15 protein-coding genes and 3 pseudogenes are annotated in these 16,218 nt (G+C 37.2%); 7 read left to right on the forward strand and 11 right to left on the reverse strand.

Annotated elements, in window-relative coordinates:
- Window positions 1-164 precede the first annotated feature (164 nt).
- From AC1DVK_RS24280 to AC1DVK_RS24300, 5 genes are all read left to right on the forward strand, one after another.
- Window positions 165-725, forward strand: a complete 561-nt coding sequence (locus AC1DVK_RS24280) for an NADPH-dependent FMN reductase (RefSeq protein WP_284471171.1) — start codon at window positions 165-167, stop codon at window positions 723-725.
- Between the two features lie 185 nt (window positions 726-910).
- Window positions 911-1,555: an isochorismate family cysteine hydrolase YcaC gene (gene ycaC / locus AC1DVK_RS24285; protein ID WP_410862112.1), complete on the forward strand. Its 645-nt coding sequence runs from the start codon at window positions 911-913 to the stop codon at window positions 1,553-1,555.
- Window positions 1,556-1,749: 194 nt separating this feature from the next.
- A complete protein-coding gene (locus AC1DVK_RS24290) occupies window positions 1,750-2,394 on the forward strand; it encodes a hydrolase (protein WP_477627577.1) in 645 nt (214 codons plus the stop codon).
- Window positions 2,391-2,984 carry an antibiotic biosynthesis monooxygenase gene (locus AC1DVK_RS24295; protein ID WP_061462554.1) on the forward strand — a complete coding sequence of 198 codons (594 nt, stop codon included), beginning with the start codon at window positions 2,391-2,393 and terminating at the stop codon, window positions 2,982-2,984. Before AC1DVK_RS24290 ends, AC1DVK_RS24295 begins: the two co-directional genes overlap by 4 nt.
- Before the next feature lie 13 nt (window positions 2,985-2,997).
- Window positions 2,998-4,830 carry an amidohydrolase gene (locus tag AC1DVK_RS24300; RefSeq protein WP_477627578.1) on the forward strand — a complete coding sequence of 611 codons (1,833 nt, stop codon included), beginning with the start codon at window positions 2,998-3,000 and terminating at the stop codon, window positions 4,828-4,830.
- Between the two features lie 120 nt (window positions 4,831-4,950).
- Here AC1DVK_RS24300 and AC1DVK_RS24305 read toward each other — a convergent pair.
- The 3 genes and pseudogenes from AC1DVK_RS24305 to AC1DVK_RS24315 all read right to left on the reverse strand — a co-directional run.
- A pseudogene (locus AC1DVK_RS24305) lies at window positions 4,951-5,034 on the reverse strand (IS6 family transposase); the annotation flags it as partial.
- A 638-nt stretch (window positions 5,035-5,672) separates the two neighbouring features.
- Window positions 5,673-5,918 (reverse strand): hypothetical protein, encoded by a 246-nt coding sequence (locus AC1DVK_RS24310; protein WP_477627579.1) that lies wholly within the window; start codon window positions 5,916-5,918, stop codon window positions 5,673-5,675.
- A 393-nt stretch (window positions 5,919-6,311) separates the two neighbouring features.
- Window positions 6,312-6,614 carry a hypothetical protein gene (locus tag AC1DVK_RS24315; RefSeq protein ID WP_089364540.1) on the reverse strand — a complete coding sequence of 101 codons (303 nt, stop codon included), beginning with the start codon at window positions 6,612-6,614 and terminating at the stop codon, window positions 6,312-6,314.
- A gap of 379 nt (window positions 6,615-6,993) precedes the next feature.
- Here AC1DVK_RS24315 and AC1DVK_RS24320 point away from each other — a divergent pair, with 379 nt between their 5' ends.
- Window positions 6,994-7,137, forward strand: coding sequence for a hypothetical protein (locus AC1DVK_RS24320; protein ID WP_176432034.1), 144 nt, complete (start codon window positions 6,994-6,996; stop codon window positions 7,135-7,137).
- A 285-nt stretch (window positions 7,138-7,422) separates the two neighbouring features.
- On the opposite strand, the gene AC1DVK_RS24325 is transcribed toward AC1DVK_RS24320, so the two are convergent.
- Entirely contained in the window at window positions 7,423-7,581 is a 159-nt protein-coding gene (locus AC1DVK_RS24325) for a hypothetical protein (protein ID WP_477627580.1), read from the reverse strand.
- Window positions 7,582-8,040: 459 nt separating this feature from the next.
- Here AC1DVK_RS24325 and AC1DVK_RS24330 point away from each other — a divergent pair, with 459 nt between their 5' ends.
- The gene (locus AC1DVK_RS24330) at window positions 8,041-8,475 is read left to right on the forward strand and encodes an FUSC family protein (protein WP_477627581.1); all 435 of its coding nucleotides are present in this window, start codon (window positions 8,041-8,043) and stop codon (window positions 8,473-8,475) included.
- Window positions 8,476-9,300: 825 nt separating this feature from the next.
- On the opposite strand, the gene ppsA is transcribed toward AC1DVK_RS24330, so the two are convergent.
- From ppsA to AC1DVK_RS24365, 7 genes and pseudogenes are all read right to left on the reverse strand, one after another.
- Window positions 9,301-11,916: a phosphoenolpyruvate synthase gene (gene ppsA / locus AC1DVK_RS24335; protein ID WP_477627582.1), complete on the reverse strand. Its 2,616-nt coding sequence runs from the start codon at window positions 11,914-11,916 to the stop codon at window positions 9,301-9,303.
- Window positions 11,917-12,339: 423 nt separating this feature from the next.
- Window positions 12,340-12,479: pseudogene (locus tag AC1DVK_RS24340) on the reverse strand (IS110 family RNA-guided transposase); the annotation flags it as partial.
- A 280-nt stretch (window positions 12,480-12,759) separates the two neighbouring features.
- On the reverse strand, window positions 12,760-14,103 hold the full coding sequence (locus AC1DVK_RS24345; protein WP_089365023.1) for an FAD-binding oxidoreductase: 1,344 nt from the start codon (window positions 14,101-14,103) through the stop codon (window positions 12,760-12,762).
- 150 nt (window positions 14,104-14,253) lie between these two features.
- Window positions 14,254-14,391 (reverse strand): hypothetical protein, encoded by a 138-nt coding sequence (locus tag AC1DVK_RS24350; RefSeq protein WP_477627583.1) that lies wholly within the window; start codon window positions 14,389-14,391, stop codon window positions 14,254-14,256.
- A gap of 129 nt (window positions 14,392-14,520) precedes the next feature.
- Window positions 14,521-14,944: pseudogene (locus AC1DVK_RS24355) on the reverse strand (terminase large subunit); the annotation flags it as partial.
- Window positions 14,945-15,139: 195 nt separating this feature from the next.
- The gene (locus tag AC1DVK_RS24360) at window positions 15,140-15,295 is read right to left on the reverse strand and encodes a hypothetical protein (protein ID WP_318687962.1); all 156 of its coding nucleotides are present in this window, start codon (window positions 15,293-15,295) and stop codon (window positions 15,140-15,142) included.
- Between the two features lie 281 nt (window positions 15,296-15,576).
- Window positions 15,577-15,981, reverse strand: a complete 405-nt coding sequence (locus AC1DVK_RS24365) for a DUF1259 domain-containing protein (RefSeq protein ID WP_477627584.1) — start codon at window positions 15,979-15,981, stop codon at window positions 15,577-15,579.
- Window positions 15,982-16,218 lie beyond the last annotated feature (237 nt).

A 16,218-nucleotide genomic window follows, 5' to 3' on the forward strand; every position in this document is an offset into this window, starting at 1 on the left:
CACACTAGCCAATAATAAGAAAACTAATGAGAAATCCTTACATCCTAGATTTTTTGTAATAAACACTTCATTAAATTAAACAGTTTGAGATTAGGCATAAAGCCACTTTTTTCATTTTGCTATATAATGGTACGATGAGGTGATTTTAACAGGGGAGGAAATATATGTCTAAGACAATTGGCCTTATTTGTGGTAGTTTACGAAAAAACTCTTATAATCGAATCATTGCTCAATCATTAACAGAGATGGATGATTCCCATCAATTTCGTTGGATCGAGATAAATAATCTACCTTTTTTTAATGAAGACTTAGAAATAAGTGTTCCAGAAACAGTGACATCATTTAAATCTGCTATCCAAGACGTTGACGGTATCATTATTGTAAGTCCAGAGTACAATTCTGGAATTCCAGGCGTATTAAAGAATGCATTGGACTGGGCATCAAGACCTCGGGAATCCGCTGTTCTTAGCAGAAAACCGGTTGGCCTAATTGGAGCAACTCCTGGGGGGTTAGGTACTGTTTATGCTCAGATGCAAATCAGAGAAATACTAGAAACTATGCAAGTTCATGTTCTTCCATTTCAAAAAGTGCTGATTTCTCAAGTACATGAAAAGATTGATTCCGATCAGAAAGTGCTTACTGACGAAAAGACAAAACGTTATCTTCAGCGTTATTTACAACAATTTATAAATTGGATAGATAAAACTCCTGCTTTAGATAAATAGAAGCATTTTTTTAAAATATCCAATTGGTTTTTTATGACTTGTAATGAAATTATTGACTTGTCATAAGTTTATAGATAAACTAATATTAACAATCAGTTTAGTTATAAATCGATTGTAACAAACGAAGGAATTTATTATAATATTTAAACTTTCTTCGATTACTTAATTTTTAGGAGGAATACATAATGTCTGATCTCTATTCTCGTATTTCCAAAGATGATGCTGTCGTTCTTTTAGTGGATCATCAAACTGGCCTTATGGCTGGACTAGTTCGTGATTATGGTGTTGATGAATTTAAGAACAATGTTTTGGCTCTTGCTCACACTGCTAAGTTTTTTGATTTACCAGTTATTTTAACAACAAGCTTTGAAAACGGACCTAATGGACCACTAATGCAAGAATTGGTTGATCTTTTTCCTGATGCACCAAAAATAGCTCGTCCTGGACAAATTAACGCATGGGATAATGATGATTTTGTAAATGCAATCAAAAAAACTGGAAAAAAACAACTTATTATCGCGGGCGTAGTTACGGATGTTTGCGTTGCTTTCCCGGCACTTTCCGCTATAAAAGCTGGGTATGAAGTATTTGCTGTTACTGATGCTTCAGGAACTTTCAGTAAACAAGTTGCAGAAGCTGCCAATACGCGTATGGCACATAATGGCGTGCAACTTATGAACTGGTTTAGCGTAGCATGCGAACTACAACGCGATTGGCGCAACGATGTCGAAGGTTTTGGCAATTTGCTTGCTAGTAATCTTCCAGGCTATCAAAATGTAATTGGAAGCTATATGGGAGCTCAGCGAGATCTTAGTAAACAAAATGCATAAATTTATTTAGCTATAAATCACTTTTTTTAAAAGTGGATAGCATAAAAGTAGCGCTGATTTAATTAGCGCTACTTTTTAAATAAGAAGTATAGCAAGGCTTTTATTTTTACGATTACAGCTGAAACTAATAATTGCCTTTAAATAAATATTAATATTGTTTCAAAAAACTTTATTTTAAAAAAGGAGTGTTTTATATGAGTAATTTAGAATTGTTAACTCCGGAGAACAGTTCATTAATTTTGATCGATTTTCAGCCTCAAATGACTTTTGGAGTTGCAAGCATTGACAGACAAACATTAATGAATAACGTTATGCTGCTTGCTAAATCAGCAAAAGCTTTTAACGTACCTACTATTCTTACTACAGTTGAAACACAAAGCTTTTCTGGTTATTTTTGGCCACAAATTCTTGACATATTTCCAAACCATGAAATTATAGAACGTAGTTCAATGAACTCTTGGGAAGATTTAAAATTTGTTGAGGCAGTTAAAGCAACAGGTAGAAAAAAATTGATATTTGCAGCACTTTGGACTGAAGTTTGCCTTGCATTCCCTGTGCTTGAAGCAATTAAAGCTGGCTATGAAGTTTATGCAGTTGATGATGCTTCAGGTGGTACTAGTTTGACAGCACATAACGCTGCTATGCGTCGTGTAGAACAAGCTGGAGCAATTCCAGTGACAGCAATTCAAGTTTTACTTGAATACCAACGTGACTGGGCACGCAAAGACACTTATGATGCTGTTATGGAAATTGTAAAAGAACACACTGGTGCTTATGGTCAAGGTGTGGAATACGCATATACTATGGTACATGGCGCGCCTCCAAGCAGGAAAATATGAATCAGGAAAGAGTAACAGTCGGAGAAACTCATACAGGGAACACTATGGATGCTGGTGGTCCAGTAACAACGATTGTTACATGGGAAATTCAAGAAGGTAGAGAAAAACAGTTTGAAACGTGGAGACATGAAATCGAAGCTGCCGCTACTAAATTTCCAGGGCATTTAGGCGTAAATCTAATAGTCCCCAATAACGGATCCAGAGAGTATACTGTTGTTTTTCGCTTTGATACGTATGAGCATCTTCGTGCTTGGCAAGAATCAGATATTCGTCGAGATTTGTTAAAAAAGGCAGAACTATTTCAAGCTACTAATCCAACGTACAAAACTGAAAGCAGTTTGGCTTATTGGTTTGTTACTCCGAAAATGCCAGTTCCACCGCCAAAATGGAAAATGTCCATTGTTACCGTTCTTGGTGTATGGCCTCTTAGCATGTTGGTTCCTAAAGTGGTAGGACCTTTTATAAAAAATATGATTCCTATTATGTCAGCTTTTTTTGTTTCAGTATGTATAGTGTCCTTGCTATCATGGGTAGTAATGCCGATTCTCGGTAAAATATTTCATCCATGGTTACAGAATAATAGGAAGTAGACGAGGTGTGAACATGAATTTACCGGATATGATCTTATATAACGGAAAAATCACTACCCTTGACCCATCTCAACCTGAGGTATCGGCTATCGCCATAACTGATGGTTTAATCACTGCAGTAGGTGGAGATGAGCTTCTTGATAGTGCCACAGAAAATACCAAAAAAATAGACCTTAAAAGAAAGAGAGCTATTCCGGGCTTGAATGACTCTCATATACACGTTATTCGTGGCGGTCTTCATTATAATATGGAATTGCGCTGGGAAGGTGTGCCATCACTTGCTATTGCTCTGGAAATGCTTAGAGAGCAGGCAAGGCGTACACCTGCTCCCCAGTGGGTAAGAGTAGTTGGAGGTTGGTCTGAATTTCAATTTAAAGAAAGACGGATGCCAACTTTGGAAGAGATTAATGCTGTTTCTGAAGACACACCTGTCTTTGTGCTACATCTTTATGATAGAGCACTTGTAAATCGTGCAGGGTTGCGTGCATTGGGATACACAAAAGATACCCCAGATCCTCCGGGCTGTTTAATTCAGCGAGATAAACGAGGTAATCCAACGGGTCTTTTAATTGCCAATCCTAACGCTTCTATTCTATATTCAAGTTTGGGTAGAGCTCCAGTACTTAATATTGACGACCAGATTAACTCTACTCGCCATTTTATGCGCGAATTAAATAGATTAGGTATTACAAGTGCCATTGACGCAGGTGGAGGATTCCAAAATTATCCTGATGATTACAAAGTTGTTGAACATTTAGCCGAGAAGGATCAATTAACTTTGCGTATTGCTTATAATCTATTTACGCAAAATCCAGATCATGAATATGAAGACTTTGCTTCATGGGCAAAAATTGTTTCTCCGGGTCAAGGAAATGATAAGTATAAAATGAATGGTGCTGGAGAAATGTTAGTATTCTCGGCAGCCGATTTTGAAAAATTTCAAATGCCGCAGCCCGACCTAGCTACGGTGATGGAAGCTGACTTAAAGAAAGTAATTTCTCTATTGGTGGAAAACCGTTGGCCATTCCGTTTACATGCAACTTATGACGAGTCAATAACACGTTTCTTAAATGTTTTTGAGGAAGTCAACAGAGAAATTCCATTTAATGGTCTACGCTGGTGGTTTGACCATGCAGAAACAATCTCAGATCGTAGTATGGAACGTGTTAAGGCTTTAAATGGCGGTATTGCCATCCAAGACCGCATGGCTTTCCAAGGTGAATACTTTGTTGATTTATACGGAAAGGAAGCTGCAAAGCATACTCCTCCGATTTATCGTATGCTAGACCTGGGTATACCTGTTGGCGCCGGTAGTGATGCAACGAGGGTTTCCAGCTATAACCCTTGGGTTGCTCTTTACTGGATGGTTGCAGGAAAAACCATTGGTGGTCTTTCGATATACGATGAAAAGAATAAACTTGACAGAAAAGTAGCTCTGGAACTATATTCCAAAGGAAGTGCATGGTTCTCCGGTGATGAAGATAAAAAGGGTACCCTTGCAGTAGGTCAGTTTGCTGATATTGCTGTATTGTCTGCTGACTACTTTACTGTGCAAGAAGAAGAAATCAAAGACCTTGAATCATTACTCACCATTATGGGTGGGCAGGTTGTTTATGGAAATGATGAATTTAAAAATTTATCACCTGAATTGCCGCCAGCATCACCTGATTGGTCACCGACGGGAGTTTATGGTTATGGTGGTGCTAACCTAGCCGACAATATACTTTCTCACGATGCCCATGATCACAAACATAGTTGCAGTAACCCTCTCCATCAACACACTCATACCGTAATAGGAAATGATGGAACTAAATGGGGTATCGGTTGTACTTGCTTTGCTTTCTAATAAGGGTTTGGGCCGAGGTAGGACCCAAATAGTAATGGTATTGAGATCATAATGGTAATATGGGTTCTGGTGCAAATAATATGTAGATACGAAATAGCAGTGTATTCTTAACGGAATCTACTAATATGCGGTAAGACCGAAGTGTTGATTGATTAACTTGATTTGTTTTTTGACAGACTTCTCTCCTTGAAAAGTCTGTCCTTTTTATATCAGCTATATTAATCGCCTATTTTATACCAAGGGATGCAAATAAGAAACCTAAAGGGTCTGTTTTCTCTAATTTTATTAAAATTGGAGTAATATTTAATAAAAAAGACTTACCTATTTACTATATTATTTCAACAGTGCTCTTTATTTCACTAGCTGGCTACTATACAACCCTAGTAAGTTATCTAAGTGGTCCTAATTTTGGATTAAACCACTGGCAAATATTATTGATTCGAGCTGTTGGTATCATTGGAATGTTAGTTAGTTACAGGGATTGCCTTGCCCCTTCCTACCATCATTTCATTAATTGGACAACTAGCTGGATCTTCTCGTGGTATTGCTGTTTCGTTTCATATGTTTATGGCTTTCGTAGGTGCCTCTATCGGACCAATTGTATCAATTGCATTGGTCCGATAGAGGCTATCATTTGATTACCTTTGCATCGTTGGCCGGAATATACTTCTAAGTTTCATTATTCCGTTCTTCATCCGCATTGAAAAAGGAAATAGAGAAAAAGCAACTCAGATATCCTAAGGGAATGAGATAAGGTTAATATACCGATGTTTGTATGAAATCACACTATATTTAGTATATTTTTAACTTAAAAGGTAGGTTGATGGTTCCCTCATATCCAATTATATGTAATGGAACATCATATGTATCATTTTGAATATTTCTTGAAATTTTTTCAATTCTATTAAATGTGAATAATTGACTATCACTTTTTTTTCTATAACTTCAAGAATGGTTCCACCAAGATACCCCAGAAAAGCTAATCCCATAATGGAAGGTGGCTTGTTTTGAGGAGTTGTTTCCAGTATGTTTTTTGCTTCAGTAGCATTACTAGACGAAATTAGAATTCCTCGGTCACGAATAGACATCAAAAGGGAACCTCCCTTTTTACCCATTATATACGAACGAACGCACGCCCTTTAACCCCTCACCAAATAAGGAGAGAGCCTTATTTGAACTTTACCCGCAACTCATGAAGTTTCTGAGCTACTTATTCAGATTGGCAGCTGCAATTGCCGCATACGAATGGATTCAACAGATTAAAAGGGGAATTTGCTTTTAGTGGTGATTTTAAAGTTGTTTATAATGGAGACATTGATATTACGGAGTTAGTGAAGAAGGTTAACCCCGTAATTCCTGATGATTTACCTTTTTAATAAAAATTAAGCCCCACTTTAAAGATAAGGGCTTTAAAATTAGAAGTATCTGTACAATTTCATATCCGCTCTCTCATATTTGCTCTTAGCCACTAACTTCTTTTCTCAATAAGGGTAGTATGAATATGGGGATAGGTATGGAGCATATCCTGGATATCCATAGCCATCATACCCATAGCCACCATATCCATAGCCACCATAATATGGCCCTGCAAGCAACGCTCCTGCAGCAAGCCCTCCTAGAAAAGGAAAGCCAAAACCAAACGGTCTTCCAAAACCAAATGGCCTTCCAAATCCAAACGGTCTTCCAAATCCAAATGGTCTCCCAAAACCTCCAAAGTGCCCTCCACCAAAACCAATTCTTCTTAAATCATTTACATTTATATCATCATTTATTAAACCATACATTTTTAGTAATTCCCCCTCAATTCTTTATTTGATTTAGCTTATGTAAACTCCCAAGAGAAGGTTCTTTTTGTTTACAATGAGAAATTATTTAAATACAGGATTGAGGAAGAGATGTAACAAGTTGTTGAGATTATACTTATAAAGGGGATAACAATATATTTCCAACCCATGAAATTTTATGAAAAACGAGGAGATTTCTATGGAGAAAGGATACCTAAATGAGCAGCAACTACAATATACGAATTGTTTGAGTGCCTTTTTAGATATCTAAGGATTTAGTAATTTAGTTGCAAAAAGCAAAGAAGATCCAAATATTTTGAAGACCTTCTAAAAGCTTTAAAAACTATTGAAAACTTTGTTGCTCAAAACGAGGGGAAAAATGAAAGCGAAGGTAATGTATCATTTGGATCACGCTTTATCAAAGCATATCAATTTGAAAAAAGAAGCCATTTACCCAAGAATCATTATAGATCCTGCTCTATTAGATGGAAGTTCAGACCCTACCCATACGGAGAACCATTGATCTTGATATTTGAAGGGCAGCTGTTCTTCAGCATGAAAAATAAGTCCACATTCAGCTATTAGCATAGAGCTCGTACGAAGCAATTGATAGCTAGCCGGTTTTTTACCGCGATGGTGCCTAACAATTGGGGTGCAGTTCATTATTGTGGTCTTTTTTAGTGCACCCCTATGGAACTTATAAACCAAAAGACCCGCCATTCGAATCCTGGGTCAGTTCAGAATGAACTTGACTGTTTTTTTATAATTTCGGTATCAATCCTTTTGACTAATTGCAGGTTTTTAATTTTCAATTGACGATTTTCAAGTGCTGACCTGACAAAACCTCCCAAGAATCTTCATAAATTTCTTGTTGAATTTCCTTTACTACCTTTTTTAAACCAGCTGTTCCCATCGCTAGGGTTGTATTCGGGTGATTGAACATAGATATCATCGTTTCTGCTTGCAATCCTATATTGAACTAAAACTCCATTTTCTTCATTGTCAATTAATTCATTTGGGCAATATCTAATATTTTAACTCATTATAGGAGTAGTATTAGACATGCTTTCTAACAGCATTTCATTCATCATCTTCAACTAAAACCTTTGCTGCTCCTCTTCAGCAGCGTATGATGAACAAACCTTATTTCCATCTATAATTGCTGGATAAAAAATCCACCGTCACAAGCCTTTCATTCCCCATGCATCTCAACTTCTATACCTCCTGTTCTTCATCAACGAACTGTGTAGCAACATAATCAATAGTTCCTTACTTATTCAACTACATAGAAAAACAATTAATCCATATACATAGAAATTCACCATAAGAAGGATTCTATAAAAAAGTAGAGTATTATCCCGAGGTAAATATGAAAACAAAAAAACACGAAGTGCCAAATAAGAACTTTTCAATACTAATATGGAAAATGGCAATAGGTTCAGCCCTGTCCTGGGAATTATCAAAACTATTGGGTTCCGCTCATCCTTACCTAGCTCCACTCACGGTCATCCTATGCCTTCAATCAACAATGGACAAAACGGTCCAACGATCCATACAACGTGTAATTGGAACCATGATTGGTATTTCCGTCATTGTGCTCATTGCAAGACATATGAGTATAAATGGATGGAGTTTAGGACTATTAATTCTTTTAGGATGTTTTATCACGCAGTGGTTAAAATTTGACAAAACAGTAATTCATCAAGTCGCACTCACGATATTATTTGTTTTTGTACTTGAACACCAAACGAAACATTATGCCATAGATAGAATGACGGATACTCTATTAGGTGTAGTTATTGCGGTTTTATTCCAGATAATTTGGTTCCGTCTAATTTCCAAGAAGCAACAAGGCCAGTAGATAAGATATACTCAAGTGGCGTTCCTTTTGATTGGTCATATATCAACTTCGCTTTTTTTTCTCTATGGTAAATGCACTCAAGGTCATACAATGAGTTCTCAGAGTTGCTTTCCTTGGGACGTTTTGAAATATCCCATTTTCAAACAGTTCATTCTTATAAAAATCTTTTTCAAGTTCGGCTCTTTAACGTAAGACCATATTTTTAATCCTTTCTGTAAAGTTAATATCTAAAACAAAATGACACCCACACGTACATTTGACTTTATAATTATTTAGGCTAAGTGTATCTTGAAAACACTGTAAATGTACAGGATGGACAGAAAGCTTTATATCTTTGTCCGTTCATAAGCCTTCACCCTTTCACAGGTTAGATAAATCCTTTTTTGAGTAATTCACGAGTCATATAGTTCTGGCATAATTAATGCTGCTTGCCATTTAACCAGCCCTCTATCACGAATTGTACTCATCAGAATCTCATAAGAGACAGAAAAAAATTCCTTTCCTAAATAAGACTAGAGAAATGTTGATTTTTGAACAAATAAAAGAAACCACTTATTGTGGTCTTCCTTTATGCCCTATGGAACTAACACTCCATTTAGTTTAAATTATAGCGTTCACAAAATTATATATAAAAAGCCGATCTCCACATTTGGAAAATCGGCCATATTGATGTTTTGAGTGGCGTTGGATCGGTAACTATCATTTGTAAGTATGCACCACCGATAAAGTTGGCTTCAACTTTTGGTCCCAATGGTAAGATTGTAAGTCACCGCTCTGGTAACCACTGTTGCGGTGCTACTGATTAAATCTGGAGGTATTCACTACTTATATTATTTCGATATACCCTTCTGTTCCATGCACGCGAATTCGTTGCCCGTCTCTTATTATCTTGGTAGCATTTTCCACCCCTACAACCGCTGGTAAGCCATATTCACGTGCGATAACTGCTCCATGGGTCATCAGTCCACCAACTTCGGTGACTAAGCCCTTTATGGATACAAACAATGGTGTCCAGCTAGGGTCAGTAAAGGAGGTGACCAATATATCTCCCTCTTCTAGATCAGCATCTTCCATGTTTAAGATGACACGCGCACGTCCCTCAATAACTCCGGAAGAAACAGGCAGACCTACTATAGCTTCGGCTGGGAGATTTTCTCGTTTGTACTCACCTACAATGATTTCACCATTAGACGTGATAACACGTGGTGGAGTTAGTTTTTCATAGAATTTGTACTCTTCTCTTCGTTTGCTGATGATCTGGTAATCCAATTTATTTGTGCGTATGACTTCATGAAGTTCTTCAAAAGTGAGGTAGTATATATCTTCTTTTTCACGAATGACTTTGGCTTGTACGAGCTGTTCGGCTTCTTTCATCAAAGCCTGCTTATAAACGAAGTAGCGATTAACCATGCCGTATTTTGGATATTCTCGATAACCGATGAAATTCCGGATTAGGCTGATCATTCGTTTGGTCTCTTCGGCTTTTCGTTTACCATCCGGTAGTTGTTTCAATCGATCTAATAACTCTTGTTCTTTTTTCAAAGCTTCCTGTTGCCCTTGCTCAAATTTCTGATTGCTGGCATTAGGCTCAAAGTTTTTGATATTACCAAGAATCACAGGGACAAGTGTAGTTGGTTTTTCGCTCCAACGAGTTTTAGTAATATCGATTTCTCCGGTACATCGCATTCCGTATTTGCTGAGATAATCATGGATAGCGTCTTGGGTTTCCTGTCCACCATCAAACTTAACCAGTTCATCCAAAAAGTTATCATCTTTTACATGTTGTAAATAATCAATTACTTCTGGATAAGGACGAATCACATCTGCGACATCCAATAGCGCCAGACCCATTTCCGAAGTAATATTGTTTGGTACAGACTGAGAAAGCGTATCTGCTGCGTTTTTTTCACCTAACCACTCGTTCATTTTTTCATTGATCCATGATGAAGCATCCATAGCAGCCATAAACACAGCTGAACTTTGTGGGTCAAATAAAATCTTCTTTAATTCTTGGATATCTTCCAGAATAAAATCAAATAAATCTGATCCTGATTTCGTTTGGATGTTTTGTTTTAACTCTTCTATCGATGTTTGATTGCTCTTAATCAAATCAGAAACGATGGTCGGGTCGTTTTCGATTTGTCCCCTAGAATCCGCAGACGACACCCCTTTATTGCTTTTACCGGAACTCTGTTCTTGCCTATCATTTGGTAAAGATTTTATGAAATCTCCTCGCTCTATTATGGAAATGAGTGCGTCTTTCATGAGCGGATCGTGTTGTCCCATGCCATCTAATAACATTTTTCTGCTGCCAGGTGAAGCCAGCATATGTGTGACATCAACAAACAACCTTCCACCAGCTTTACGCATGGGTGCATTAGTCGTTAACAGGAAAAAAGACAATCCCAGTGGATTCATGGGATCGGTCATCATTTGTTGATGACCGACAGATACGTAAACGTGATTTTCTTGATCATTCGCTTCAGGGATTGGGTATAAAGTAGTGATTGGCCGACTCTGGACAATATAAAATGTATCATTAACCAAACCCCATTCGATATCTTGCGGGCAACCAAAATAAGCTTCGATCTGTCTTCCGATGCGTGCCAGTTGTAAAATTTGTTGTTCAGTAAGTGTTTGCGTCTTTTGCTGATCGGGATCGATCTGCTGGGTCTCCGTTCCGCCTTTTTTTAGTCCATAGATAGCCAACTTTTTGGTTGCGATCCTCTTATCGACGATTTCATCTTCCTGTACTTTATAACAATCGGCAGATACCAAGCCAGAGACCAGTGCTTCTCCAAGTCCAAAACTGGCATCGATCGATAGCAGCTTTCGGTTAGAAGTAATCGGATCAGCGGTAAATAAAATCCCTGAAGCCTGTGGGAAAACCATCCTTTGAACGATAACGGATAAATAAACTTGACTGTGGTCAAATCCATTTTGCATACGGTAGATTACCGCACGATCCGTAAACAGGGACGCCCAACATTTGCTAATATGCTGCATGATGGCATCGACGCCGATAATATTTAAATAGGTGTCTTGTTGACCGGCAAAAGAGGCATGTGGTAGATCTTCAGCAGTCGCACTAGAACGCACTGCATAAGCATGTTCCTCGCCAAACTGGGAGAGATAGTGAGTAACTGCTTTCACAACATCGGAAGGAATTTCTACTTCCATAATGATTTGTCGAATCCCCCTGCTGATTTCACCAATTTGCTCTCGTTCTTCTACTTTTAACATTGTGAGTCGATCCAACAAAGCATGATACGTTTTGTTTTGTTCGATGGCTTCTTGATATCCCACTGTTGTAACACAAAATCCTTCTGGTACTTGTATTCCTTCAATTTTTGACAATTCCCCTAAATTTAACCCTTTTCCGCCAACGAGCAAAAGCTGTGTTTTTTCTATTTCCTGAAAACCGAGAGCCAAAGAACTCATTCTACATCTCTCCTAACCATTAATGTTCTATTGATTTTACCAGTAGTAAATGGGAATAAATAGTCTATATTATCCATTTTTTATATGCTATAATTAAAATAGGAAGAGTACATAAAAATAACATACAGTAAACTGATGCACCGGTTCCTCCCCTCGAAGGCAGCTCATATACCTTCTAACCCACAATATGATTTAAAATCAACTTTTTTCCATTTAATCTGTTTATTTTCACAAAAACACCTTATATTAATATGAGATTTCAAGCTCATATTAAACTCCGTCAATTTGATACAAATATCTCTCGAATGCTCACTTGTTCGCAGGATTTCATAACCCTTGTAATTGGATTTCCGGGTATTTGAAATGCGATAAGATCTTTTTGGCTTCGTGAAGGCATAGTTAAATAAAGGAGTCAGTTTTCACTCCACATTTGACCACATGATGCACATCTTCCACGCCGTCCCTGGCACTTTTCGATTGAGTATTGTCACGATTCTCATTATTCCTTTTTACTAAGTGGGGATTCACAGTAACTACCTCGTGTTTTGTTTAACCAGCCATTTTAAAACCACCCTAATTGAAGTGAACTCAAAAAGTTAGACACTTTATTTAATTAGGCAGCCTTGAGGACATGAACCCGGTAATCTACTGGGCTCATGCCTTTTAATTTCACCTTTCCCAATATCTCACCTCCTTTTTAAAAAGGCTTTGTTAATCCATAAATGCTGATTTTCGAATAAAAAGAGAACAAAAACTGCACCTCATTTGTTAGATGGGTCTAACAAATGAGGTGCAGCTCAAGACGCAGGGATTTTATCTTGTTTTACACAACGAATAAACTATTTAAAAAGACGGTGGTATGCTCTGTGGAAAATGAAATAAATTTTTGGGATCATATTTTGCCTTTACTTTTTGAAGCCTTGCAAAGTTTGAGCCGTAATATGCTTCTCCAAAATTTTCAATATTTTGGTCTGGAACATTAACATATGAACCGGTTACATATGGTTTTATCAGCTGACGTACTCTTTCAACTGATGCAAGATTCATAGCTTCTTGTGATTTATTTTCCCAACTAGCAGTCCATTCCACATAAAACAATGGATCACGCCAAAAGAAGGCTGTTTTGTTGCTAGGTACCCTGCTTAAAGCACCACCCCAATTTATAAAAAAGAAACTGGATTCTGTCCCAGTGGCTTCTTCCAAAAATTGTCTCATGATGAAAATGGGTCTTTCCGTCCAAAGATTAAGTCCCCAAGCCGAGGAGAATTTAACATTCTGATCAGATCTACCAGGGATTGGTTCGTCAGGGTCTAAGAAATCTATAGCGTCTGGATAGGATAATGTTTCTATAACTATTTGTGTTGGGGTTCCAACATTTGTTAAAGGTTCCAACAATTTAATCAGCTCATTTTTTGAACCCTGGAAAATTCCTTCTGCATGACACAAGCCATTTACTTTGCTGAAAATCTCAAGTATGCACCCTAATCGTTCATCAACAAACGGCGCCCATTTTTGCCAAGCCTTAAATACCGTTTCCAATTGTTCCCACGGCCAAATGATATTGAAGACGGTTGCAGTTTTAGGGGCACGACGAACTTTAAACGTGTATTCGGTATTATATCCAAAATTACCTCCTCCTCCGCCTCTAGAAGCCCAAAATAAATCCTTATTTAAGTCCTTATTTGCTTGAATAATCCTGCCTTTTGCATCCACCGTTTTCAGTGCGAGGAGGTTATCACTTATAAGACCAATCGATCGTGAGAGCACTCCAAATCCACCGCCCATCGTAATTCCTCCGATGCCAACGGTTGGACTGTCTCCAAACGGAGCCATAAAACCTTTTCGAGCTAATCCTTTTACAAGCGGGCCTACGTGAATTCCTGTTTGGACGGTTGCAATTGCCTTTTTTTTATTTAAGTGAACTTTTTGCATGTCACTTACATCAATAACAATTCCTCCCTTTACTACTGAGAGGTTCTTATCAAGAGCATGTCGACCACTTCTAACACGCACGGGTACATTATTCTTACGAGCCCATTTAATGGCATTACTTACATCGAGGGTATTTTGTGCAAAAACAAAGACAAGAGGCAAAGTATCAACATAAGGGTTCCAATTCTTAATGGCTTCTTTATAGCCAGGGTCTCCTTTGAAAATTACTCGTCCTGTTAACTCTCTAGATCCCATGTATTCCACTCCCATTACATAATTTTAAAGATTATAAATTGTATGAATTGAGAGTTAATACTATGAAGAAAAATTCAGAGATTGGAATTTCCTTCTTCCACTAACCTGCCCCGTTTGTACCATAAGAGAAAACTGTTAGTTAAAGAACATTTATTTCTTATCTCTAATTACTTCTAAAATTTCTATTACACGATTGTTTTGTTTTTCTATATTCTTTAATCTTTTTTCAATAATACTTGAAGAAAAAAATACAATAAGTATAAGAGCTATCCCAACAAATAATTCCATATTTCTCCTCCGATAAATTCGTTGTTTATGTTTAAGAGTATAATTTCTTTAGTTTTCCAGATCCATTATGCAACTAACCTACCCCGAAAGTTCAACAAGATAATCAACATCATCCTTTTACAGAGCCTATTAATATTCTATATCAAACACTAAAAAGTCCACATCATCAACTAGTATTTGATCAGCTTGCCACAGAGCGCAGACAAAAGCTGAAAATCCATCTGTCTTTCTTCTAACTTCATCTTTTTTGACAAAGTCTTTACTTCCATCATTTTTAACTTTTACAACAATGTTATTTGTGTTCACCTCATGGATTATCTCCAAAAATAATACGTTTTTAGGCAAACTGGATTTCAATTCTAGGAGCAAGTTTTGCATAGATTGCATGAGGGTTTTGTATATATAAAACTTTGAACCCYGCTTCTTCTAATGCTTGTTTTACAATATCCAGACGRAACGTATCTCCAACAATAGTATTTAGCCCGTATTTCTCTCTCATTTCACAAAAGTAATTGACCATATAACTGATATCAATAACGGGTTCATCCAATAACAGATCCAATATTCATCCATAATTGTGTCGAACAGTTCTTCAGCATATGGGCTCCTTGGCTGACTAAACATAGGATTTGCCATGAAAGTAACATTAATTTAGAGTCCTGGTTAAATAAATCTAAAGTACTAACTCTTCGACTCTTTATGACCTCACCTTTCTTACCCAAAATAAAAACACCGCGGGAAACGGTGTTTAACTAGGATCGTTCTCATCAAAAGACAAAGTAGTTACTTCCGTGTAATCGCCTTTGTCAATCTCTTCTTTAGTAGCATCTCTTTTCAATTCATCTTCTGTATTAATTCCTTCTGCAATTGTAGGTTCAACAGATGAGCGATTTTGTTTTTTCATTAGCACACTCCTTTCAAAGTTATAGTGCCCAGGCATTATTCATTCAATCCTCCATCAGTAAAAAGTTATATGATCTATTACAACGATTATCGAGGGCATTGGAACCTAAAAAGAATGCCCCCTGCAAAATACAGACAGCATCTCCTTCAAGTTGCCTAGCTTTTTTTAAAATGTCCTTTACAAAGGGTACACTTCAAACGGTCTTTTGAATCTTTATAGACCGAAACACCTGTTGCATAAGACATTAACTTATATCATCTACTGATTAAATTTTTTTCAACTTAATCTCTTAAGACTTTGAATGCTTCTCGAATTTTCCGAGCAAATTCCAGTGGTGGTTCGATTGATTCAAAATGCATATACATGGCTCTAGGATTTTCAAACAACCAGTGATTATGAACTGCTGTTACAATAATATCCCTTTTTCTTAATTCTGTTAACAATGGATTTACCTCTTCTTGAAGTAGTACTGTTTCCCCTAGATTTAGTGCATTTCCTTTACTATCTAAATTCTCAAAGCTGAAAAATTGAGGGTTTACTAACGGTGAATTAGTTCGCCTTCCAAGTATTCTAAAGGGGATGTCTCTAAATCTTTGAACTAAACATACTCCATTCATTAAACTCGCATCACCGTCAAGAATCCTTGCAAACTCACTGCATAAATCCCTTTTCGAGTCCCTACTCATAATATTCCACTCCTTATCATAAAATCATTTGTTTTTTAGAACATGGTGAATCGTCTACACTTATCTGGACAGATATTTTAAGGGCAGCTACACTTAACTTATTACAGATAAGGAGCACTCAAAATGACGAAAAGAGAACGCCGTACATTCACTTCCGAATTTAAAAAACAGATGATTCAACTCTATCAAAACGGAAAAACACGAAAGGCTCTTATTGAAGAATATGAACTTACTCCT

The sequence above is a fragment of the Peribacillus sp. P4_B1 genome, assembly GCF_056402395.1.